The 23172-nt window shown below is 49.4% G+C and carries 24 protein-coding genes and 2 tRNA genes; 20 read left to right on the plus strand and 6 right to left on the minus strand.

The window, feature by feature from the left end:
* Positions 1 to 36: 36 nt before the first annotated feature.
* The 4 genes from L1285_RS12535 (at position 37) to L1285_RS12550 (ending at position 7053) form a co-directional block, all read left to right on the plus strand.
* Entirely contained in the window at positions 37 to 2718 is a 2682-nt protein-coding gene (locus L1285_RS12535; RefSeq protein ID WP_235412594.1) for an ATP-binding protein, read from the plus strand.
* Positions 2719 to 2739: 21 nt separating this feature from the next.
* Positions 2740 to 2892, plus strand: a complete 153-nt coding sequence (locus L1285_RS12540; protein WP_235412595.1) for a hypothetical protein — start codon at positions 2740 to 2742, stop codon at positions 2890 to 2892.
* A 313-nt stretch (positions 2893 to 3205) separates the two neighbouring features.
* Positions 3206 to 4933: a hypothetical protein gene (locus L1285_RS12545; RefSeq protein WP_235412596.1), complete on the plus strand. Its 1728-nt coding sequence runs from the start codon at positions 3206 to 3208 to the stop codon at positions 4931 to 4933.
* A gap of 212 nt (positions 4934 to 5145) precedes the next feature.
* Complete coding sequence (locus L1285_RS12550) at positions 5146 to 7053, plus strand: propionyl-CoA synthetase (protein ID WP_235412597.1); 1908 nt, start codon at positions 5146 to 5148, stop codon at positions 7051 to 7053.
* Positions 7054 to 7059: 6 nt separating this feature from the next.
* Here the strand turns inward: L1285_RS12550 and L1285_RS12555 are convergent, their stop codons facing one another.
* From L1285_RS12555 to L1285_RS12575, 5 genes are read right to left on the minus strand one after another with little or no spacing between them, the layout of a single operon-like run.
* Complete coding sequence (locus L1285_RS12555; protein WP_125721426.1) at positions 7060 to 7389, minus strand: TusE/DsrC/DsvC family sulfur relay protein; 330 nt, start codon at positions 7387 to 7389, stop codon at positions 7060 to 7062.
* 2 nt (positions 7390 to 7391) lie between these two features.
* Positions 7392 to 7667, minus strand: a complete 276-nt coding sequence (locus L1285_RS12560; RefSeq protein ID WP_235412598.1) for a hypothetical protein — start codon at positions 7665 to 7667, stop codon at positions 7392 to 7394.
* A complete protein-coding gene (tusC, locus tag L1285_RS12565) occupies positions 7664 to 8023 on the minus strand; it encodes a sulfurtransferase complex subunit TusC (RefSeq protein ID WP_235412599.1) in 360 nt (119 codons plus the stop codon). Before tusC ends, L1285_RS12560 begins: the two co-directional genes overlap by 4 nt.
* Positions 8020 to 8373 (minus strand): DsrE family protein, encoded by a 354-nt coding sequence (locus L1285_RS12570; protein WP_235412600.1) that lies wholly within the window; start codon positions 8371 to 8373, stop codon positions 8020 to 8022. The genes tusC and L1285_RS12570 overlap by 4 nt, the downstream gene beginning before the upstream one ends.
* A gap of 54 nt (positions 8374 to 8427) precedes the next feature.
* Positions 8428 to 9093, minus strand: coding sequence for a Bax inhibitor-1/YccA family protein (locus L1285_RS12575; RefSeq protein ID WP_125721418.1), 666 nt, complete (start codon positions 9091 to 9093; stop codon positions 8428 to 8430).
* Between the two features lie 261 nt (positions 9094 to 9354).
* Between L1285_RS12575 and L1285_RS12580 the strand changes: the two genes are divergently transcribed.
* Together L1285_RS12580 and L1285_RS12585 are read left to right on the plus strand one after the other, a co-directional pair.
* Positions 9355 to 9445 (plus strand) — tRNA-Ser (locus L1285_RS12580).
* A gap of 59 nt (positions 9446 to 9504) precedes the next feature.
* Positions 9505 to 9595: transfer RNA gene (locus L1285_RS12585), tRNA-Ser, on the plus strand.
* 58 nt (positions 9596 to 9653) lie between these two features.
* On the opposite strand, the gene L1285_RS12590 is transcribed toward L1285_RS12585, so the two are convergent.
* Positions 9654 to 9959, minus strand: coding sequence for an HPF/RaiA family ribosome-associated protein (locus L1285_RS12590; RefSeq protein WP_235412601.1), 306 nt, complete (start codon positions 9957 to 9959; stop codon positions 9654 to 9656).
* Between the two features lie 178 nt (positions 9960 to 10137).
* Between L1285_RS12590 and nhaR the strand changes: the two genes are divergently transcribed.
* The 14 genes from nhaR to proQ all read left to right on the plus strand — a co-directional run bounded on the left by nhaR (position 10138) and on the right by proQ (position 23163).
* Positions 10138 to 11040 (plus strand): transcriptional activator NhaR, encoded by a 903-nt coding sequence (gene nhaR / locus L1285_RS12595; protein ID WP_235412602.1) that lies wholly within the window; start codon positions 10138 to 10140, stop codon positions 11038 to 11040.
* A 146-nt stretch (positions 11041 to 11186) separates the two neighbouring features.
* Positions 11187 to 13949, plus strand: a complete 2763-nt coding sequence (locus L1285_RS12600; RefSeq protein ID WP_235412603.1) for a cation-transporting P-type ATPase — start codon at positions 11187 to 11189, stop codon at positions 13947 to 13949.
* Positions 13946 to 14515 carry a Na+/H+ antiporter subunit E gene (locus L1285_RS12605; protein ID WP_235412604.1) on the plus strand — a complete coding sequence of 190 codons (570 nt, stop codon included), beginning with the start codon at positions 13946 to 13948 and terminating at the stop codon, positions 14513 to 14515. Before L1285_RS12600 ends, L1285_RS12605 begins: the two co-directional genes overlap by 4 nt.
* Entirely contained in the window at positions 14512 to 14769 is a 258-nt protein-coding gene (locus L1285_RS12610; RefSeq protein WP_235412605.1) for a monovalent cation/H+ antiporter complex subunit F, read from the plus strand. Before L1285_RS12605 ends, L1285_RS12610 begins: the two co-directional genes overlap by 4 nt.
* On the plus strand, positions 14766 to 15107 hold the full coding sequence (locus L1285_RS12615; RefSeq protein ID WP_235412606.1) for a cation:proton antiporter: 342 nt from the start codon (positions 14766 to 14768) through the stop codon (positions 15105 to 15107). The genes L1285_RS12610 and L1285_RS12615 overlap by 4 nt, the downstream gene beginning before the upstream one ends.
* Entirely contained in the window at positions 15094 to 15336 is a 243-nt protein-coding gene (locus L1285_RS12620; protein ID WP_235412607.1) for a DUF4040 domain-containing protein, read from the plus strand. The genes L1285_RS12615 and L1285_RS12620 overlap by 14 nt, the downstream gene beginning before the upstream one ends.
* 33 nt (positions 15337 to 15369) lie before the next feature.
* Complete coding sequence (locus tag L1285_RS12625; protein WP_235412608.1) at positions 15370 to 16131, plus strand: Na(+)/H(+) antiporter subunit B; 762 nt, start codon at positions 15370 to 15372, stop codon at positions 16129 to 16131.
* Positions 16128 to 16415: an NADH-quinone oxidoreductase subunit K gene (locus L1285_RS12630; protein WP_235412609.1), complete on the plus strand. Its 288-nt coding sequence runs from the start codon at positions 16128 to 16130 to the stop codon at positions 16413 to 16415. The genes L1285_RS12625 and L1285_RS12630 overlap by 4 nt, the downstream gene beginning before the upstream one ends.
* The gene (locus L1285_RS12635) at positions 16415 to 17929 is read left to right on the plus strand and encodes a complex I subunit 5 family protein (protein WP_235412610.1); all 1515 of its coding nucleotides are present in this window, start codon (positions 16415 to 16417) and stop codon (positions 17927 to 17929) included. Before L1285_RS12630 ends, L1285_RS12635 begins: the two co-directional genes overlap by 1 nt.
* The gene (locus tag L1285_RS12640) at positions 17926 to 21150 is read left to right on the plus strand and encodes a complex I subunit 5 family protein (RefSeq protein ID WP_235412611.1); all 3225 of its coding nucleotides are present in this window, start codon (positions 17926 to 17928) and stop codon (positions 21148 to 21150) included. Before L1285_RS12635 ends, L1285_RS12640 begins: the two co-directional genes overlap by 4 nt.
* 86 nt (positions 21151 to 21236) lie before the next feature.
* Positions 21237 to 21617, plus strand: coding sequence for a hypothetical protein (locus L1285_RS12645; protein ID WP_235412693.1), 381 nt, complete (start codon positions 21237 to 21239; stop codon positions 21615 to 21617).
* A 122-nt stretch (positions 21618 to 21739) separates the two neighbouring features.
* Positions 21740 to 22198: a GAF domain-containing protein gene (locus L1285_RS12650; RefSeq protein WP_046003322.1), complete on the plus strand. Its 459-nt coding sequence runs from the start codon at positions 21740 to 21742 to the stop codon at positions 22196 to 22198.
* Positions 22199 to 22483: a hypothetical protein gene (locus L1285_RS12655; protein WP_125721398.1), complete on the plus strand. Its 285-nt coding sequence runs from the start codon at positions 22199 to 22201 to the stop codon at positions 22481 to 22483.
* Positions 22484 to 22491: 8 nt separating this feature from the next.
* A complete protein-coding gene (proQ, locus tag L1285_RS12660; protein WP_010386041.1) occupies positions 22492 to 23163 on the plus strand; it encodes an RNA chaperone ProQ in 672 nt (223 codons plus the stop codon).
* Positions 23164 to 23172: the final 9 nt, after the last annotated feature.

Consider the following 23172-nt stretch of genomic DNA (forward strand, 5'->3'; position numbering starts at 1 on the left):
GGCACTTGCCCTGGGCTGTCACAATTAAGGTCTCAAATGGGTAGTGTAAGACTATTAAGTGCCGTGCTGCTGTGCCTGTGTACTTTTTTTGCGAGCGCCAGTGTGTACGTGTTTGATGGCTCAGAGCGTGGGCAGAATCTGCATGACGTCGGATTGGTGCTGTCGGCTCAAAATAATGCGCGTTTTCCGGATAATTTTGCCCAGGTTGAACAATGGGCAAATACCCATCCGGAGCAGACCAAACGCGCACTGTTTTCTGGCCGATATTGGCTGGTGACAGAAATTGAAAACCACTCCAGGTATCAGGACCTGGTGCTCTACCCGTATAATACGGTGCTATCTAATGTTGAAACCCGGATTTACTCACAAACGGGGGTAGAAAGATTCTTTACCGGGGGGATGCATGCAAATGAGTACCCCTTCCACTATGGCAATAAAATCCATTTGTTACCCAAACAGCGCTACTTCATCGTAACTTTGTTTGAAAGCGATTACTTTTATACGCCCATTAAGCTGGAACTGGTCCCGGTCAAAGAGTTTGAGCGGCAGGTTACCTTTGATAACCTGCTTATGTCGCTGTGTTTTAGCGTTGGTATCGTACTTGGTTTGTACAACTTACTGATTTATATCGGCTCTAAAGAAATGACACACCTGTATTATGCCATGTTTGCCGCAACCTGGGTGTTCGCCTGGAGCCACTTCTTCCATATTTCGGATCAACTCTTTGGCTTTTATTCAGCCCATTTGCACTGGTTGGGCTTTGCGCTGACGCCGATAACCAATGTGCTGTTTTATAACCAACTGCTTAAGCTCAAAGAGACGCATCCTGCATTGTCCACGGCGTCGCTTTGGGTTGGTGCAATCGGCGCACTTGGTACACCGTTTTGTATTTTGTTTCCCGGATTTGGCTTTTTATGGGCAACATTAGCTACAGGATCTGCGTTATGTATGGGCCTTTACGTTGGCGTGCTGCGCCTGATGGAAGGCTTTAAACCGGCACGCTATTTTGTTTTGGCCTATGTCTGTATGGCAATTCCTAACATGGTTGGAAATTTCACTAATCTTGGTTTACTCCCGCCTATCGCGGTCAACCTTTACTTAATTGGGCTGATAGGTACGGCTCTGGATGCTCTATTACTGGCATTCGCGGTGGCCGATAAATACCGGCTTACGAATGAAGAAAACATAGAGCTGAATAAAAACCTCGAAGCTAAGGTACTTAAGCGGACTTATGAGTTAGAGCAATTGGCGTCGGAATTACGCGACGCCAGTGAAGCGAAAAGCCGTTTTCTGGCAAATATGAGCCATGAGATCCGCACCCCAATGACGTCCATCATTGGTTATGCAGATGGCATTATGCTGGGTGATATCAAACCTCACGAACGCAATCATGCAATTTCAGTGATTTTACAAAACTCTCGCCACGTCCTTGGTTTGATTAATGACATTCTTGATATGTCTAAGATCGAGGCAAATCGCCTGGAAGTAGAGCTCATCGAGGCGAACCTGTTTCAATCTATTACTCATGTTGAATCATTGCTGGGCAAGCAGATCAAAGACAAAGGCCTGGAGTTTGAACTGAATTATCATTTTCCGCTGCCAGATTATATTGTGATTGACCCAACCCGGCTGCGGCAAATACTGCTCAACCTGACATCAAATGCGCTTAAGTTTACCTCTGTGGGTAAAATATCCATCGATGTTAGTTGTACGCAGGAAACGCTGTCGGTCCGGGTTCAGGATACCGGGATTGGCATGACGTCTGCGGAGCAAAAAGAGCTGTTTAATGCGTTTCATCAGGCCGATTCGTCCACTACCCGAAAATATGGCGGCACGGGTTTAGGTCTAAACATCTCGAAAAGCTTAGCGCAGAAGCTTGATGGCGATATTACGGTAGAAAGTGAAGTAGGTTCAGGTACAGCGTTTACTTTGTCTGTGGGTCTATACACCACGCAACGCACTAAATGGCTGAACACCTTCTCGGAAATTCACCAAACTGAGGAGCCCGGTAAAGAGGCTGAGAGTTTTGAGTCCGAATCATTAAAAGGCGAGGTGCTGCTGGCCGAAGATCATGTGGATAACTGTCGACTGATCACGCGTATTCTGGAGCGAATGGGGCTCAGTGTAACGGCAGTAGAAAACGGCCAGCTTGCCGTACAAGCGGTACTAGATGATGAATTTGATCTGATCCTGATGGACATTCAGATGCCGGTGATGGATGGAGAGCAGGCGTTTAATTTTATCCAGGCAACAGGTTGTACGGCACCAGTCATCGCGTTAACGGCAAATACCATGAGCCATGAAGTTGAGCGCTATCTCAAGCTTGGTTTTACCGACCACCTTGCTAAACCGATTGACAGAGCTGAGTTTGCCAAAAAAGTCAGCCACTATCTGAATATCACCGTTGAGGACGACCTGGCTTTACCGGATGAAGAGTTCTCCATGCTGAAATCCCAGTATATCGCCGGACTCCATGAACAACTGGTGCAATTACAAAATCAGCTTAAGTACCACGATTTTGACGGACTGGCACGCTCAATACACGCGCTTAAAGGCACATCAGCGATGTTTGATTGTCATGATATTTATCAAACAGTCACAAAAATCGATACGCTGCTGAAAGAAAAAGACTATGACAAAGTTGAAGAGCCAATGGCTGAGCTATTTGAGCTAATACACATTGCAATTCAGCAGTCTGAATGTAATCAGGCTATCTGAACGGTGAAAGGCACATCAGCGATGTTTGATTGTCATGATATTTATCAGACGGTGACAAAAATCGATACGCTGCTGAAAGAAAAAGACTATAACAAAGTTGAAGAGCCAATGGCTGAGCTATTTGAGTTAATACACATTGCAATTCAGCAGTCTGAGTGTAATCAGGCTATCTGAACGGAGAAAGATAGCGTGTTCGGATACAGTCTGCTGGGCTTAATTGTAATAAGTTGTTCGATATTTGTTCTTTGGCGATGACAGTTTTTTATTCTGGAAAAGTCAATAAACTGTAATCTAATCACTACACTAGTCAATTTTGTTAAATCTAAATGAGAATACATGCTTTTAATAGTTTTGTGTAAAAGCAGAAACATCAAAGGGTTAGCTGCAAAAGGTAAAACATATTTTCACACTTCAGGGTGGCTGTTTTTTGAGCTGCTGGTCTTTTTGGCTTACCTTTAAAGCGGGTTAGACAGCAAGGTATGCAACTATGAAAACATATATTCCTTATCTTTTACTGGCATTACTAGCGGGGTGCTCGTCATCGGACAATGATGAGCCCGGCAACACTAATACACAGGACCAGCAGCAATCACCTTCAGATGACGATTCGTCCAGTGATACACCATCAGGTGACGCACCGTCAGGTGATAGCACAGACAATAGCAGCGACAATACGGATTCTGGCGATGACAATTCCGATTCTGGTGATAATGGCTCGAATGACAGCGGCGACCAGAATGAACCAGATGATTCACGTGGCGCTTACTTCCCCCGAGAGGTCATGGCTTCGTCACCTTTTAGTGACAGCAGTAATGAGGTTGAACGCGGCTTTGGAGCAAGGCCTGCCGTAGAGTATGGTCCTGCTGTTCCTACTTATTTGTGGTCGACGCAAAGAATTGGCCGGATCCTTAACGGTACTGTGCCTTTGCTGGATGTGTTTCGAGTTCAGTCATTCTATCGCAACAGCACAAATGCCAGTTGTTTTGGGCCTCAGGTAGCCTATACAGGACATCCGGATGCAACCGATTCTGCCTCGGCGTCTGGCACGTTACCAGGTGGTGATTTAGGGCTGTGGCTGGAAAGTGACAGTGATGGTAATGCCTGTGCAGTGGCGCAGACCAATGCGTTATTGAGCGGACTCAGAGATCAGTCGCGCATGAGCCTGATGACCTTAGCCAGTATGGTCTCAGCAGCGCTCGACTCGGGAGTGAGTCTGCCCGCGGATGGCAGCAGTATTGATGTCACTGGTGAAATGAATGCCAAAGGCGTGTCTGGCGTAACATTTAGCACTGCCGCCATCACTCGTGCGGGTAGTGAATGGCAATATACCGTTTCGCTCACGTATACTGTGAGTGGCTCCGATTACGATATTTCGTTATCTATGGCGCATACTCCCGGCGCCGATCTGTTGAATTACTCTGGCCATCTGACCTATCTGGTTGAAGGCGAGCAGGGCGTAAGTGGCATTGAATTTCCCGGCGGGAATTGCGCGCAAAATGAGCGTACCCGGGCGGGCTCATTGGCCTATGAGCGCGCTGGTGACAACATGTCTTTGCAAGCCCGGGTTGCGACGCTGTGTGGTCACGGCAACAGCGGCATGTTCAACAGCGACAATCAGGTCGACGTGAACAACAAGTACCACAGTGTCGATAATCCGGATGGCTGGAGCGAGAACTTTTCGATATTTGGTGCCAACTTTGATCTGACGACGCTGGCAGGGCAATATGCCTATGTCTGGCAGGCCGGGGTGAACGACAGTAACAGCCGAATTTTTAATATCGGATTTAACTCTCCCAGCCTGGACAACGGGGAAGCGCACTTTGGTTACGGTACAAAAATAGAGGATACAGACGGCCTGATCCAGGGTTTTATTTGTAACTGGGCAGGACCGGGCAATGACCACAGTATGCAGGCATTCTCACAGCGTCAGTTCTTCCAGTACGACGCTGCAACGGCAACCTATGACGGCAGCGGCAGTAAAGCAAACATTGAATATGCGCCCACCGCTTCGTGCAGCTATGATGGCACGGGCAGTTTTGTGTTCGACATTGATGCCAGTGGCGTGCTGGGCGATATTACACTTGAAGATGCTACGCTTGCGTTCAGTCAGGACCTGTGGGCACCCACCGATCCAAGCAAGACAGTAGCAGAATCTATTACCGACCGCGGCTTGTCTGTGCCAACAGTCCCCTATACCTGGCCAGTTGATGAGTAAATAAAGTTAAATAGGCCCTCATCAGAGGGCCTATTTAACTTTACGCATATTGAAAACTTGCGACAGATCAAATTCCTTCGCGTCATCGACCAATGTCTAGTGTTGTCTTTATTTCAGTAATTCTATGTTTAATAGGGTACTGGCCGTTTACCGGGTATTTACCAGCTGGCAGGGTTTCATACCTGCGCAGCCCGGCCCAACAGGAAATCATTATGACAACAACCGCATATCAGGCCTATCAACAGGCATACGAACAATTTGAGCAAAGCCCGGAGGCATTCTGGCTAAACCAGGCTGGGCGCCTTAACTGGCATACCACACCTAAAACAGGCGTCAGCATTGATGAAGAATCACTGAGCCATTGGTTTGCAGATGGCAAACTCAATACCTGCTATTTGGCGCTTGACCATCAGGTCAATGAGGGCAGAGCGGATCAAATTGCTTTGATCTATGACTCACCCGTGACCGAGCAAAAACACAGCTACACCTATGCACAACTATTGCAGGAAGTGAGTCAATTTGCAGGCGCGATGAGCAATCTTGGCGTGGTAGCCGGCGATCGGGTGGTGATTTATATGCCCATGATCCCGCAAGCCGTCATCGCCATGCTGGCCTGTGCACGGATCGGGGCGATCCATTCTGTGGTATTTGGCGGCTTTGCACCCAAAGAACTCGCCGTACGCATCGATGATGCGAAACCTAAACTGGTGCTGAGCGCATCCTGTGGCGTTGAGATAGGCCGGGTGATTGAATACAAGCCCATGCTGGACGAAGCGTTAGAGCTGGCGGAGCATCAAATAGAGCATGCGATTGTCTGGCAACGCCCTCAATATCGCGCGCACATGTCTGCGCCGCGCGATCTTGACTGGTGCGAACAGGTTGCAGCGGCCCCACAGGTTGATGCTGTGCCATTGAGTGCAACGCACCCCCTTTATATTTTGTATACCTCAGGTACGACTGGCACCCCAAAAGGTGTTGTACGTGAACATGGTGGCCATGCTGTCGCATTGCACTACAGTATGGAAACCGTGTACGGCATGAAACCGGGGCAGGTATTTTGGGCCGCGTCAGATATAGGCTGGGTCGTGGGGCACTCTTATATTGTTTATGCGCCACTCTTGTTCGGCTGTACCACTTTGTTATACGAAGGTAAGCCTGTCAGAACGCCAGATGCAGGCGCATTTTGGCGGGTGGTCGAAGAATATCAGGTGAATGCGCTGTTCAGCGCACCGACTGCATTTCGTGCCATTAAAAAAGAAGACCCAGACGGAAAACTGTTTGCTCAGTATGACACTCGCTCATTGCAAACCTTGTTCCTCGCAGGTGAGCGTCTGGACCCGGCAACCTATGACTGGCTACAATCTGTCACGCGCCTGCCGGTGATTGATCACTGGTGGCAAACCGAGACTGGCTGGCCTATAGCGGCAAACCCAATGGGATTATCGCCATTGCCCACCAAAGCGGGCAGTGCATCTGTGCCAACACCAGGGTATCAGCTGAGTGTTCTGAATGCGGACGGTGAACCCTGCTGCGCCAACGAACAAGGCCTTATTGCACTTAAAACTCCATTGCCGCCCGGATGCCTGAGCAACATTTGGCAAAATAGTCGTCGCTTTAAACAAGGGTACCTATCAGAATTTCCGGGCTATTACCTGTCCGGAGACGGCGGTTACCTTGATGAAGAAGGCTATGTGTTCATTATGGGGCGCACGGATGATGTCATAAACGTAGCTGGTCATCGCCTATCAACCGGAGAGATGGAAGAGGTGGTTGCAGCGCATGAGGCCGTGGCTGAGTGTGCCGTATTTGCAGCGAAAGATGAGCTAAAAGGCCAGGTGCCCGTGGCTATGGTGGTGCTTAAAGATGGTGTGGATCTTACCCAGGAGCAGCTGCGCGCAGCACTTGTTCAGTCTGTACGGGGCAAAATAGGCGCAATTGCTTGTCTGAAGCAAATTCTGGTTGTAGAGCGTTTGCCAAAAACACGCTCGGGAAAGATATTACGCAAAAACCTACGCCAGCTGGTGGATGGTGAAGCGATGACAGTCCCGTCGACCATTGACGACCCTGCCACGCTTGATGAAATCAGTGTGCTGTGGCATGCCACACAGCAACAAGCCTAAGGTAGCCTAGATACACTTAGCCGGTTTTGGCAGGCCGGCTATTTTAGTGGCCTGTTTTGCCGGACCTTTCGGAAACAGTTTATAGAGGTAAATGCTTTTACCTTTATCTTCACCCAGCTTCTGCCCGATGGCCTTAACCAGCATGCGAATGGCCGGGCTGGTATTGTATTCTTCGTAAAAGTCGCGCACAAAGTTGACCACTTCCCAGTGGGCGTCTGTCAGCGTTATATTCTCTTGCTGAGCCAGCAATGGCGCCAGCTCTTTATGCCAGTCCTGATGATTGAGCAGGTAGCCTTCTTTATCTGTTTCGATCTGTTTATCTTGAAAAACGAGCATAGTTACCACGTAATAGTTTTATGACATTGCTCAACCAGCAAGACCCACTGCTGGTCGCTGAGCGGTTCGATATTATCTTGCGCGCTGATCCCGCGTGCCTGAGCACAGACACTGAGCATACAGGTACGGTTGGCGCTAAGCTTGCGCCACGCCGCCTGATCATAACAGGCGTCCCGTGTGAGCAGCAGCACATCCTGCTCAGCGAGCAAGCTTGCACTGAATACATCATGATAGTAGCTCAGTGGCTTAGAAAAAATATGTAATGTAGGAAGGCTCATAAACTGACCACCTTACTTTGCTGTGCGAGTAATGCCTGTTGCGCCTCCAAAGTCAGGACCTGGGCGTCAATATTCAGTGCTTCAGGAGTGAGCGCGAAACGCTGCATGGCTTGGGCGCAGACATAAACTTGCTCAACATCATAGATCTCCAGCGTTTTAAGCTGTTTAAAGTAGTTCTTGATACCTAACTGGGATGCATCGTTACCTTGTTTTAGGGCCAGCACGGCAGGACCCTTAAAAAGCCAGGAGACATTCTGATCCAGCGCAGCAAAAATCAATGCCATGTCTAATCCTTCACGGATATGGGCGCCGTCGAATGGAGCAGTGTGGTTGATCACCAGAATGTTTTCACTCATTTGAATTGCACCCATTTATCCGCTTTCGTTGCCAGCATGGCAAACTCTGCCAACCCGGCAACCTCAAAAGGGCCACACTGGGTGGTGTCCAGGCCATGTTTTTCTGCCGCGGTAACGCACAGTTTTAGCGCAATACCTGCGTCATGCAGGGATTGCCACAGCTGTGTTGGCTGAAGTTCATCGCTGGCCAAACTAAAATGCTGACTGGCAAACAAAACGGCTTGCTGATAAAGGAAGATACAAGCGACTTGATGCTCTTGTGCCTGTAAAGCTTGGGTAAAGCGCAGCAACTGCTGTAACGCATCGTGGTTACTGACATCGCTGTGCAGGGAAAGTACGTACTGGCTCAAAAGTTACTCATAAAAAAAGCCCCGAATGGGGCTTATTTTAGCAAACTGAGCAGATTAGTCATCACTTGAGCCAAGTAGTGAAAGAATGGCTGTGAACAAGTTATAGATGCTCAGGTACAGGCTGACCGTTGCCAGGATGTAGTTTGTTTCACCGCCGTTAACGATACGGCTTGTGTCGTACAGGATAAAACCAGACATAAGCAATACAACCGCCGCGTTAATCGCGATAAAAGCAACTGAGCTGCCGATGAACAAGTTAACCAGGCTCGATACAATCACGACCAGCATACCAACAACCAGGAAACCGCCCATGAAAGAGAAGTCTTTTTTAGTTGTTAAAGCGTAAGCAGACAAACCAAAGAACACCAACGCCGTTGAGCCAAGCGCTTGTGCAATCAGTAGGCTACCATTTGGCATCGCCGCATAATGACTAAGCAGTGGGCCTAAGCCAAAGCCAAGTAAACCTGTGAACAGGAAAACCAAGCCAATCGCTGAGCTGGAATTCGCTTTTTTCTGGATAACAAATAAAAGACCAAAAGCAATTAATGAACAGACAAGACCGGTAAAGCGCGGTAGTGCCATAGTCATAGAGATGGCAGCAGTAATCGCACTAAATGCCAGTGTCATTGCCAGTAGGAAGTAGGTGTTTTTAAGCACCTTGTTAGTTTCGACCGTCGACATAGCCACTTTTTGGCCAGTGTACGAATGATTGAACGCCATTTTCAGCTCCTTATTAGAAACACAATGTTCCGAAAATTATTCTAGGCCAAGATTACCAAGAGTTAAATCACTCGGCAAACCTTTCTGAGTAAGTAGACCTTAAAACCACCGTAAAAGTTCTTTAACTACTGAAATTAGCCTCTAAAATCTTTCAATGTGTCCGATGTTTGTACAAATCAAGTGAATTTTAACCAATTAAACAAAAAAGCGAAAAAAAAGCTTCACAAGGGGGCCGGGATTCTCTAATATTCGCCCCGCTGCGGAGAGATGGCTGAGTGGTTGAAAGCACCGGTCTTGAAAACCGGCATACGTTAATAGCGTATCTAGGGTTCAAATCCCTATCTCTCCGCCACTTTATTTTACGCAGGCTTGCCCATGATAGTTCACCGGCGAGCAGTGATAATTAGATTTGGAGAGATGGCTGAGTGGTTGAAAGCACCGGTCTTGAAAACCGGCATACGTTAATAGCGTATCTAGGGTTCAAATCCCTATCTCTCCGCCACATTAAGGCCGCAAGTCTCAGACTCGCGGCCTTTTTCTTTTCCATCATTTGACTGTGCTTAGCCCGCAAACCGCAATGCTCTTTTTACGTAGCGCTTGGCACGATGCGCGCAGGCATCTATCGCATCAGACGCCTTACCCGCCACCTCTTTGACTTCTATGGCCTGGAAGCCCTTCAGTCCAACCCGTATGGTGCAATGATATTGGGGACTGGCTTGTACCATATCCTCATGGGTTAAAAGGTAAACTTCGACTTTGTCTATTTGCCCCGCATAGCGGCCAAGCATTAGCCTTATTTGCGCCTCAACATGATTATCCTCGGCTTCTGTTGTGTCACTATAGGATGAAAACACATCTACCCACATATTTTACTCTCGTTGATTGCTTTATCACTCGCCTGTCTTTTAGGCATACTCAAACGTTGCCTTTAGTATGAAGTGCTACCTGATCAAGCCTATCAATCGAAAAGAATTAAGTGAAATCGTTTGTTCTATATACTACAGTTCGGATTATTCGAAGTGTCTTTGACGGTGAGGAAGCCTCATGCAGGATGTCATTAACTACAAACACTTAAAATATTTTTGGGCGGTGGCCCATGAGGGCAGTATCGCCAAAGCCAGTGCCAAACTTAATATTACCCCGCAAACCATCAGTGGCCAGTTGTCTTTGCTCGAAGAGCGGGTCGGTAACGAGTTACTGCAAAAAGAGGGGCGCGGGTTGCGCTTAACCGATACCGGCAGAGTCGTATTGCGTTATGCCGACGAAATCTTTGAACTGGGCAATGAGCTGAGTGATGTATTAAAAGGCAACAGTGCGGTAGGGCCAGCGGAGTTTATCGTGGGGGCGTCGAGTGTCTTGCCCAAAACCATAGTCCATAAGATCATTGAGCCGGCCATGCACATTGAGCAGGACATTCGGTTGACCAGCCTGGAAGGCCCTGTTGAGAGTATGCTGGCGGACCTGGCGATACATAAAGTTGACCTGGTTTTAAGTGATGTGCCTGTGACGGGGGCTTTCAGTGTAAAGGCTTATAATCACCTGCTCGGAGAAAGTGGTATCACCTTTTTGGCCGCGCCGGCGCTGGCCCGTCAGTATGCCAAAAACTTTCCTATGTCATTGAATAACGCGCCTTTGCTGTTGCCGACACAGCAGCATGAAATTCGCAAAGAGTTTGATTTTTGGTTGAGCGATCATAATATTCATCCCAATATTGTCGCCCAGTTTGACGACAGCGCATTGATGAAATCGTTTGGCCAGTCTGGCCTGGGGCTATTTTTTATGCCCAGCACGATTGCCAAAGATGTGTGTGACGCATTCCACGTGCGCCCGGTTGGGGAGCTGCCGCACGTCAAACAAAAGTTTTATGCGATTTCGGCAGAGCGTAAGATCCGACACCCGGCCATTGCGGCTATTTTTAACGCAGCCAAGGCGTCTTTATTTAAGTGAAATACGACGCCAAAGTGGCAAAAGATCAACTCTATGCCAAACTTATTGTTCGTATTTTTCGACTTTTTAAGTTTAATAATTCGAGTTTTACATATTGTTGCAGCACCCTAGTATAGTTTTAGTACAACTAGTTCCCGAGGTGTTTTATGCAAGATCTGAAAGACTGGCACAGTCAACACTCAGAAGCAGTACTCAAGCAGTTCGAGGCCAACCCGGAGCGGGGCTTATCACCGCAACAGGTCGACAGGCAACAAGCTCAGTTTGGGCCGAACGCCATTACCAAACACGATGGCGATGGGCCACTCAAGCGATTTGCCCTGCAGTTCCATCAGCCCCTGGTCTATATTCTACTCTCTGCGGTCGTCGTTACGCTGGCTCTTCAGGAGTGGGTCGACTCAATCGTCATTTTCGCTGTGGTGCTACTCAACGCCATCATTGGCTTTGTACAAGAGTCTAAAGCGATCAATGCCATCAATGCCTTGTCGGGCAGTATTAAATCAACCGCAACCGTGATCCGCGACGGGGTAAAATCCACCATTCCTTCCCAACAACTCGTGCCCGGCGATATCGTGTTGCTGCAGGCAGGCGATAAAGTGACGGCGGACATGCGCCTGGTAAAGGTCAGAGACTTACAGGTTGATGAGTCGGCATTGACCGGCGAGTCGGTCCCTGTCGAGAAAAACCTTGAGGTGCTCGCCAAAGAAGCCTTGCTGGGCGATCGCCAGAATATGGCGTTTTCGTCGACACTGGTAGTTTATGGTACCGGCGTTGGGGTTGTCACCGAGACCGGCGACAATACCGAAATTGGTAAAATCTCCGAGCTAATAGCAACCACGCCAACACTGGATACTCCATTAACCAAGCGCATCAAGCAATTCAGCCATGTATTGCTGTACGCGATTGTGGGCCTGGCAGCCATCACCTTATTGATCGGATATTTGCATGGTCAGCCTTTGCTTGATTCCTTTATGGCGGCAGTTGCCTTAGCGGTGGGCGCGATCCCCGAAGGCTTACCTGCGGCGGTTACAATTATGCTGGCCATCGGTGTCTCGCGGATGGCGAAACGTAAAGCGGTGATCCGTAACTTGCCTGCGGTTGAAACACTGGGAAGCACCACTATTATCTGCTCTGATAAAACGGGCACCTTGACCAAAAACGAGATGACGGTAGAGCAAATCTACAGTGGCGGACAGCTCTATGCGGTATCTGGCAATGGGTATGATCCAGAGGGTGAAATCCAGGCTCAGATGCCACAGTCCGAGCTACAGAGCGCGGCCGTTGACCCCAGCACTCAGCCGGGTCTCTATGCAACGCTCAGAGCGGGTGCTTTGTGTAATGACGCTCAGCTTATGGCACCGGATACGCAAAACGCACAGTGGCGCATTAGCGGCGACCCGACCGAGGCGGCATTACTGGTGTCGGCACATAAAGCCAATATGGCCTCAGGCAGCCTGAACGCCAAACGGGTCGATTGCATCCCGTTCCAATCTGAATATCAGTATATGGCTACTTTGGATGACGTTGACGACGCGCGCATAATCCATATGAAAGGCTCCATCGAGAGTATTTTGCCCAAGTGTCAGTTTATGCTCAATGAGCAGGGCGCTTGTGTTGCGCTTGATCAGGAAACCGTTGAACAACAAGTGGAGCGCCTTGCCGCTAAAGGCCTGCGGGTACTTGCTTTTGCCTGCAAAGCGACTTCCCAGGAGCAAACCACGCTGAGCCATGAAGATGTGGCCGGTGAGCTGGTGTTCCTCGGCTTGCAGGCAATGATAGATCCGCCTCGTCCGGAAGCCATTGAGGCCGTTGCAGCCTGTCACCGCGCAGGGATCCGGGTCAAGATGATCACCGGCGACCACGCCCTGACCGCTACCAGTATCGCCAAACAGCTTGGCATTATTCAGCCGCAAAGCGCGGGTAAAACCATCACTGGCTATCAGTTGGGGGATTTGTCGGAGCATGAGTTCAGTGACATTGCCAGTAACAATGACGTGTTTGCACGGGTTAGCCCTGAGAACAAGTTACAGCTGGTAAAATCGCTCCAGGCTGAAGGCCATGTAGTGGCCATGACGGGGGATGGGGTAAATGATGCACCAGCGCTCAGACGAGCTGATATTGGTGTGGCCATGGCGCTCAACGGAACCGAAGTGGCCAGAGATGCATCGGATATGATGCTGACCGATGATAATTTTGCCACTGTGCGCGCCGCGGTTGAGGAAGGCCGGGGTGTCTTCGATAATCTCAAAAAGTTCATTGTCTGGACATTGCCGACTAACGGCGGGGAAGGCCTGGTTATCTTGCTGGCCGTACTCTTGGGTGTCTCTTTACCATTGTTACCCGTACATATTCTATGGGTTAACATGACCACCGCGATATTACTCGGCCTGATGCTGGCGTTTGAGCCCAGAGAAAAGGGCATTATGGAACGTCCTCCATACGACCCGGACGCCCCCATCATAGACAGGATCTTAATGTGGCGTATTTTGTTGGTGTCGTCGTTATTGTGTATCACAGCCTTTGGCCTGTATGAGCTGGAGCTGATGTGGGGTGCAACAGAAGCACAAGCCAGAACCGTGGCGGTTGCCATGTTTGTCGTCGGCGAAGCATTCTACCTGTTTAACTGTCGCTCGCTGGACCGCTCCGTGTTTTCAGTCGGGATGTTCTCAAACCGCTGGATCTGGATTGGTATCGCATGGATGATGGCGCTGCAGCTCTTGTTTACCTATCAGCCTCTGATGAATGACTGGTTCCAAAGTGCGCCTATCTCGCTAGAAGCCTGGCTGCGTGTTATTGCCTGTGGTTGGTTGATCTCCCTGATTGTTGGGGTTGAGAAGCACCTGCGCGGCAGAAATAAAACGTCTCAGGCCACGTCAGATACAAACACTAACAGAGTGAGCGAATCAGTATGAACTCAAAGACACATTCTCACACTTCAGACAAACGGACCTTGCTTATCCGAGCATTGATCTTCAGTGCACTTTGGTTGCTACTCACGAAAGGGGCGTGGTCCTCATGGGTGGTAGGCATTGTCGTTGTGCCTGTGTCTGTCTGGATGAGCATGTGTCTTTTTAACAGTACACCGAGTAAAGCAGAGAATAATGGCAATCCTGTAACAGGCCAGCTGCATTATGGTCGCTTGTTGCGCCTGTTGCCGTATTTTCTGCTGAACTCGTTAAAAGGGGGAATACAAACCGCACGCCTGGCGTTTTCGCCGCGCATTGAAATGCGTCCGGGCACTGTCTTTTACTCGGTACAACTACCATTAGGGCATACACAGTTGTGGTTTGTACACCTGATCAGTTTGTTGCCGGGTACTTTGAGTGCCCATCTGCAAGGAAAGCGACTACAGATCCATATGCTTGAGGTGACTGAAAGCAATTACCGGGATGTCATTGACTGTGAACAAAAGATAGCCTATTTGTTTGATTTAAAAATAGATAAACAATCGGTGCCAGCATTGAAGGAGCAATTATGAGTGACTATTTGAATCTAGCGATTTTACTTTTAACTCTGGTCTTGCTAGGTGGATTATGGCGCCTTTGGTTGGGTCCTTCCAAACTTAACCGGATACTTTCTTTGCAGCTGTTTGGCACCATAGGTGTGGCCATTCTGGCACTGCTTGCTGTGGTGTACCAGCAAAGCGCGTTGTTTAATGTGGCACTGGTGTTGGCTCTGCTGGCCCCAACTGCAACGGTTATTCTGGTGAAGATGGGAGAGACTAAATCATGACGCTTTTCGACTGGTATAGTCTGGTGATGGTGACACTGGGTGTGTTCTTTTTTGTTGCAGGCTGCGTTGGCTTATGGCGCTTTCCCGATGAACTATCAAAACTGCATGCCCTGACCAAGGCCGATAACTTGGGATTGGGGTTTATTGTTTTAGGCGTGATCCCCCAAGTTGGTGAAGTGGCAGATGCTATCCAGCTGTTGGTGATCTGGGTTGCAGTTATGCTGGCCGGTGCAGTTTCCTGCTATTTGTTGGCCAGTCAAACAGGGCCAGCAAGTAGCGAGCAAAGCGGCAATGAGCCGGGGCGCGAATGTAAGGAGCAGACGTATGATAAACGGTGAGTTAGTTATCGACCTGCTGTTGGGCTGCGGTGCCGTCGTGACGGCCTTATTGTGCCTGACAGCCAAAGATTTATTTCAGGCAATTCTGTTGTTTATCAGTATGGGCTTGCTGGTCACACTTGCCTGGGTCAGGCTCGGTGCCTGGGATGTTGCCATCGCGGAAGCGGCCATTGGTGCCGGTTTAACGGGCGCGCTGCTCATCGCCACTCGCAGGCAGCTTAATCAATAACGCTGATCTGAACATTCACCACAGGGGTAATCTATGTTTAATGACTTGACGTTGGGTCGTAATACGCAACAACAGGCAGGTTTGCCGGTCGGCGTCTTGATTATGCTTGTCCTGGCAATCGCCGTAGCTTGTCTTTTTTTGATTAAAGCGCTTATCGACTTTGGACCTGCTGAGCAGCCTCTTGTGGCGCTCGTCGCATCCAACCTTGCACAAAGTGGCGTCGACAATCCGGTTACAGCGGTGTTGCTCAACTTTCGCAGCTACGACACTTTGCTTGAGGTTGCAGTGCTTTTGATTGTGGCACTGGCGGTGGTACCTGCAAGCACAGAGCAAAGCAAGTTGCGGTTTATTAGTGTGTCGGTACCGACCAAGCGCAGCTTTGTGTTGGAGGCATTTCTGCGTTGGTTACTACCCGCGATTGTGGTGACCTCAGGGTATCTTTTATGGACCGGTGCGGCCTTGCCTGGCGGGGCGTTTCAGGCAGGTGCCTTACTGGCGGGAGCCGGTATTCTACTACTGCTGGCCGGTCATCATAGTTTTAATTTTAATGCGCCAGCCGCGCGATTATTGTTAGTCGTAGGTTTGGCTGTCTTTTTATTGGTGGGCGCAGCTGTGATCCTGTCAAGCGGCATCGCATTAGCTTACCCGCCAGCTTGGGCTGGAATGTTAATTCTGGTCATAGAAGTCGCGGCAACACTAACCATAGCGGCGATTTTAGTGTCGCTGTTTTGTGCGTTGCAGGTTGAACCACCACGTGCAAAGTACGAGGGTCTAACAAAGGAGGAGCACTCATGACGCAAGCGATGTTATATGCTGTTTTTGGCATTGTTTTATTTGGCGTTGGGCTGTTTGGCGTGCTGGCGATTGCTCACGTGATGAAAAAGATCCTCGCAATAAACATTTGTGGCGTTGGCGTATTTATGGTGTTTCTCGCCAATGCGTCATCTGGCGTTGCCGCTGATTTTGTGCCACATGCGATGGTGCTGACTGGCATTGTGGTGGCCGTTGCAGGTACTGCGATGGCTTTATCTTTGGTGGTAAGAATTAACGCACTTGAACAGCAAGAGGAAGACGCTTAATGCCGATATCTGACGTATCCTCTTTACTTCCTCTGCTGGTCGCTATTCCCCTGACAGGCGCCATCTTTTCTGTATTGATAAATTCCAAACATGGGCAGGTGCTGACAGGGCTGCTTGCGGCATTGAGTTTGGCGCTGGTGATCTGTGCAATCTTACTAGGCCTACCTTCTGAGGGGCTACAGAGCACAGCGGCATTCAGATACCCTCTTGCTGGCTGGCAGGCGCCGTTAGGTATTGCACTGAGTCTGGACGGATTTTCAGCATTGCTGCTGACGTTGACGACTTTCTTGGTCACTGTATTGACCTTTTATTCAGTTTATTATTTTTCGGCTTCGCCTGCTCGTGTGCGCTTTTGGCCGCTTTGGTGGTTGCTGGTGGCTGGGATTAACGCGCTATTTTTATCGGCTGATATCTTCAATGTGTATGTAACACTCGAGATCATCGGGCTGGCTGCGGTTGCGCTGGTTGCACTGAGTGGTAACAAGGCTGGCCTGACAGCGGCGCTGCGGTATCTGTTGGTGGGCTTGCTTGGGTCGCTTTGCTATTTAATGGCTGTGGCTTTGTTGTATCACCTTTACGGCACACTGGACTTTGCTCAGCTTGCTTCGAAGGCTGAGTCGAACCCGTTAAGCTGGGCTGCATTGGCGCTTATTACTGTAGGTCTTGTGTTAAAAACGGCGCTGGTTCCACTACATTTTTGGTTGCCCCATGCGCACGGCAGTGCTCCGGCACCGGTCAGCGCTATTTTGTCTGCACTGGTTGTCAAAGCCTCGTTTTATCTGCTGGTGAGATTTTGGATGGAGATTTTGGCACCGGCCGTTACCAATGATGCATTGATGCTGCTGGGTATTCTTGGGGGCCTGGCGATTCTGTGGGGGTGCATTCAGGCACTCAGAGCGACACGCTTAAAACTGATGGTAGCCTATTCGACTGTCGCGCAGATTGGGTATTTGTTTCTACTGTTCCCGCTATTGATGAGCGCGGAAGGGACATCAGCATCACAGCTGGCTGCGCAGCATCAAAGTGCACTTGCAGCGGTGTGCTACTTTATTGTTGCGCATGCCTGTGCCAAAGCGGCAATGTTTATTGCTGCTGGCAATATCATCCATTCATTGGGGCACGACGATATCGCCAAGTTGCAGGGCATGGCCAAGTATATGCCGCTGAGCTTGTTTACGTTTGCGATAGCCGGTGGCAGTTTAATTGGATTGCCACCCAGTGCCGGGTTTATCGCTAAATGGTTATTGCTTAATGTTGCCATAGATACTGGGCAGTGGTGGTGGGTCGTGATCATTCTCAGCGGCGGACTATTAGCGGCACTGGCCATATTCAGAGTCCTGGACCTGGCATTTATTAAACCAGAGCAGGCGTCTGAGCAGGTTGCCCCCGATAACTGGCAGAAGGTGCCCGTTGCCATGCCGCTCAGTGGTTTGGCACTTGCGCTCTGTACAATGGCGCTGGGCTTTAACGCGGATCTGATCATTGATCTCATAACGATAGGAGGCGGCGAATGATGTGGCAAAGTACTCTGCCTTTATTGATTTTAATAAGCGCGCTGGCATCGGGCATTGCGATATTCTTTGTCAGTGACGACAAGCCCATACTCAGAAAAACCTTGAACTTTTTGGGGGCTGGCAGCTGTGTAGCCCTGATCTTAGTGATGATCTCGGGCGTGTATCAGGGGCAGGTGTTTGAAACGCGTCTACCTTTACTGCCTAATATGGATCTGGTGCTGCATGCGGATGCGCTGTCATTGCTGTTTGTCGCCTTATCCGGTTTACTGTGGTTGCTGACCACAATTTATGCCATCGGCTATCTGGAGCAATCCCCCAACCGCAGTCGTTTTTTCGGGTTCTTTAGCCTGTGTGTATTTGCGACCATAGGTGTTGCGCTTGCGGGCAACCTGATCACCTTTTTGATTTTCTATGAGTTGCTGACGCTGACAACCTATCCGCTGGTTGTGCATAAAGGGAACAAAGCATCGCTGGCGGCCGGCCGTAAGTATCTGATTTACACCATGCTGGGGGGAGCCAGCCTACTGGCCGGTGTTGTCTGGCTTAAAGCCCTGGCGGGCTCACTGGATTTTACCGCAACCGGAATTTTGGCCTCTATGCCGCACCTGGACCCGCTTCATCTGAAAGTGATTTTTGCTTTGATCATCATAGGCCTGGGTGTCAAAGCGGCGTTGGTACCGTTGCACGGCTGGCTACCGTCTGCCATGGCGGCACCTGCGCCGGTCAGTGCCTTGTTGCATGCCGTTGCTGTTGTAAAAGCGGGCGCATTTGGCATAGTGCGAGTAGTATATGATGTTTACGGTGTTGAGTTTGCGCAAGAGCTGGGGTTGACCATCATACTGGCTGTTATGGCCTCTATTACCATTGTGTATGGCTCGACCCGAGCGGTGTTTCAGGATGATTTGAAGCGCAGGCTGGCTTATTCGACGGTCAGCCAGGTGTCCTATATTGCGCTGGGCACAGCCATTGCCGGACCGATTGCGACAATCGGCGGGATTGCACACCTGGTCCACCAGGGGTTGATGAAAATCACTATGTTTTTTTGTGCCGGTAGTATTGCAGAAACACTTGGCGTCACTAAGGTGAGTCAAATGAATGGTGCTGGTAAGCGCATGCCGCTTACTATGCTGGCGTTCAGTCTGGCGGTGCTGGGGATGATAGGGATCCCGCCCGCTGCGGGCTTTATTTCCAAATGGTATTTGGGTACCGGTGCATTGGAGGCGGGGTTGTATTGGGTGCTTGGGGTGCTGATTATTAGTAGCCTGCTTAATGCTATCTACTTTCTGCCCATCCTGTATGCCGCCTGGTTTAAGCCACAGCAGGGACCCTGGCCCAAAGAGCAACCGCGCGGGCGCTTTGAAACACACTGGATGCTGATGTTGCCGCCAATTGTAACGGCGTTACTGGCATTGAGTGCTGGCTTATTTGCAGACGCTCAGTTTAGCCCACTCAACTGGGTTAAGCTAATAGCAGCCCGGGAGTATGGTAGTGAGTTTGTGTCGACACTGGCATTAAGTTCGCAACAGGTCCCCTGGATGTGGCTGGCAATTATTACGCCCATATTGTGCGCGCTGCTGCTCGTGCGCAAGCGGATGCAGGAAATTGCTCATTGGTTTTTGCCTGTGTCTGCCGCTACAGCACTGCTGGCATTTAGCGTGTCATCGCAAGGCACAAATACCACGCCGTGGCTGTTCTTTGGTAGTATCATGACGCTCAATGAGACGACCTCGACCTTTTTCCTGCTCGCGGCCTGCTTATGGCTTCTGGCTGCGGTCTTTGCCGTCAACTTTGCCAAAGACGATGCGCGCAAAGTGCGTTTTTGCCTGTTTTTCCTGCTCGCCATGTGCGGTAACTTTGGGCTTATACTTGCCGAGGACATGTCAGGTTTTATCAGTTTCTTTACTTTGATGAGTCTGGCCTCGTATGGCCTGGTTGTGCACTTTGACACAGAGGAGGCACATCAGGCCGGTAAGTCTTATATGCAATGGGCTGTGCTGGGAGAGTTGTTGCTGTTTACCGCTTTGGCTGGTCTCGCTTTTGGCTCAATTGATCCGTCCTCAGCAGGTAATCCTGAGCAGGCTTACCCGGCCTGGGCAATTGGGTTTTTGCTTGCCGGGTTTGGCATAAAAGCAGGGTTGTTTGGCCTGCATGTGTGGCTGCCATTGGCGCACCCGGTTGCTCCCGTTGCTGCCAGTGCGTTGCTGAGCGGCATTATGGTTAAAGCCGGTTTGCTGGGCTGGCTGAAGTTTATTCCATTTGGTGAAGTCGCGTTTGCAACCTTTGGCTCTGTACTCGTGGTGCTCGGGCTGTTTGCGGCATTTTTTGGTGTTTTAGTGGGCGTGACGCAGGAAAACCCCAAAGCTTTACTTGCTTACTCAACCATGAGCCAGATGGGTATCTTGATAGCCGCAGTTGGTGCGGGGCTCAAATATCCCGAGATATGGTCTGTGCTGTTGCCAGCGGTAGTATTATACGCAGTGCACCACGGACTGGCTAAAGCGGCGCTGTTCCTTTTTGCAGGGATGAATAGCACCCTGGCATGGCAGAAGTATCCCTGGCTGTTTTGGGTGGCAGTAGCGCTGCCTGCTGCTGCGCTGGCCGGGTTGCCGTTGACCAGTGGCGCGGTTGCCAAGGTGGCGCTAAAAGATGTGGTCGGGCGGGATCTGCTTATGGGCACTGTATTGCCATTAACCGCAGTCGGTACCACCTGGCTGATGATGCGATTCTTACAATTGATTGGGCAAAAGCGCTCAAACGCTACAAAGAGTCAGCCGGATAGACTTCAGTTAGGCGCATATGCGCTATTGCTGGTCCTGGTTTTAGTTATGAGTTACCTAATCCCTCAGGCTGAGGCGGCATGGTCTACGCAACTTGCCTTGGCGAGTGTATGGGGGAGTGCATGGCCAGTGTTACTTGGGCTTGGGCTGTACCTCGCAACACGTCCCTTTGTTAATAACATGGAGCCGCTGCCACCTGGTGATATCAATCTTGCCTATGTGGAGGCTGGCACACTGGTGCGTCTTGGCGCAGATACAACGGCAGATGGTTTGCAATTGCTGAAGGGTGAATTAAAGAGTACCTCCTGGCAGCTGCCTCAGCGGGTTTTACAAAGGCAAGCCCGGCTGATAGGCATAGCCACTGCCACCATACGCTTTGCGGTGACGCCGGGTGTGTTGTTTGCTGTGCTGCTGAGCATGTTGTTATGGTTTATGGTTGTTTAAACCTATTAGACCAAAGTTGACTTGTGATACATGCGTTTGCCGTTAACACTGAGCATGTTTAAGCAAAGTGTGAAAAGGTGAAAGAGATGATCAAAAGACAAGTAGCTAAAGCTGTGGGGTATTCGTTACTGTCTCCGCTCATCATTGGGCTTGTGCTGGGCAGCTATTACGCGTTGATAAGTGGCCAGAGCAAAGTGCTGTTTCAAATACTGATGACGGCGGTGGCGAATGCTCATATTGTTGGGTTATCCATGGCATTTTTTGTTTTACCAGCCTATTTATTGCTGCTGCGCTATAACAAGCTAAGTTATTCAGGCATTTTGACGGCTGGCATGCTCGGCGGAGCGCTGTTTAGCTTTTTGTTCGTTGCCAGTTCCGGCATGGTTTTTATTATCAATGCGGTGATGGCGGCACTGGGAGCAGGGCTGTTTTTGTTCAGTTTGCGTCGCAATGCGCATAGGGTGTGATGGCTTTTTATACAGCTCGGTGGTGTTTTACACTAATTTAATAGTTTTTCTGTCTAAAAGGTTTCATTTAGCTGCACGAAAGAGTACCTTTACTTCTTATGTAAATTTGTTGAATGACCGCAATGCAGAAGAAAAAGTTCTACGATACTCTCAGCCTACAAGCTCAGGCCCTGATTGGTGATGAGCACAATTACATCGCCAATATGGCAAACCTCAGCGCCCTGTTATTTACCTCATTGGAAGACATAAACTGGGCTGGCTTTTATCTTTTAGATGGTAAAGATGAGCTCGTATTAGGTCCTTTCCAGGGCAATCCTGCCTGCATTCGAATTCCGCTTGGCAAAGGCGTATGTGGCACTGCGGCCGCTGAGTTAACCACTCAACTCGTCGAGGATGTGCACAGCTTTGATGGTCATATTGCCTGCGATGCTGCATCAAACTCCGAAATCGTCATCCCTGTGATGAGAAATGGTGAATTATTTGCCGTGCTGGATATCGATAGCCCGAGTTTGGCAAGGTTTGACGATGAAGATAAAATAGGCCTGGAAGCACTGGTTAAATGCTTTGAAGGTACATTGTAAATGAAAGAATTACTCAACGTTCAGGATTACCTGTTTTCAAACTTCGATGTCGGAGACTGGGAAGGGGACGAAGAGCGTGTCGCAGAAACGTTGAATGAGCTTATCCACGTAGCCTGGGAGCAAATACCTGACGATCTGGCGTGCGAGCAAATTGATTTAATTATAAATGGAATATGGGAACATCTGCGCGGCGATTTAGCACTTGTTGAAGCCGAGTATGATGAACTCGTTGACTGGGTTACACACTACATTCAGTCATCTCTTGATGATAATATTGAACTATAGGTTTAGACATGGAAACCACAAACAAGCTAAAAGATATCAAAGAGGTTCTCGACTTTTTATATGCCGAGTTTCCTCAGTGTTTTAAACAAAAAGACGGTATTAAACCGCTTAAGGTCGGTATCTTCAAAGATATTGCCGCCAGAATCGAAGGATCTGAAAAAGTCAGTAAGACTCAGGTTCGTCAGGCGCTGCGCAAGTACACTTCTTCGTGGCGTTATTTAGAAGCCGTAATTAACAATGAATTTCGTGTTGACTTGGACGGTAATGATGCCGAGAAAGTTGAGCAGGAACATGTAGAACATGCGCAAAAAGCACTGGAAGAGTCACGTGCTAAAATGGCTAAACGTAAGAAGCCGCAACGTCCAAGACAAGATGGTCGTGGTGAGCGCCGTCGCGACGGTGACACAAAATCTTACAAATCTCGCGGTGAGAACAAGCACCGTCACGGCAATAAAAACGCTAAAGTTAATGCTAAGCCAGAGCAACAGCAACGTCGTAGCTCAGGTAAAGTTGAACCTCTGCCGGCAAATGAGGTCAAGGTAAATAATAAGGTTAAAGTAAAGTTGGGACAGGCCTTAGTTAATGCAACCATCACTGAAGTCAACAAAGATGAAGTTCATGTTGAATTGGTGACAGGTATGCAAGTTAAAACAAAAGCTGAAAGCCTGTTTATTCTTTAAGGAGTAGTG

This window comes from Pseudoalteromonas sp. DL2-H2.2 (genome assembly GCF_021532535.1).
Taxonomy (GTDB): Bacteria; Pseudomonadota; Gammaproteobacteria; order Enterobacterales; family Alteromonadaceae; genus Pseudoalteromonas; species Pseudoalteromonas rubra_A.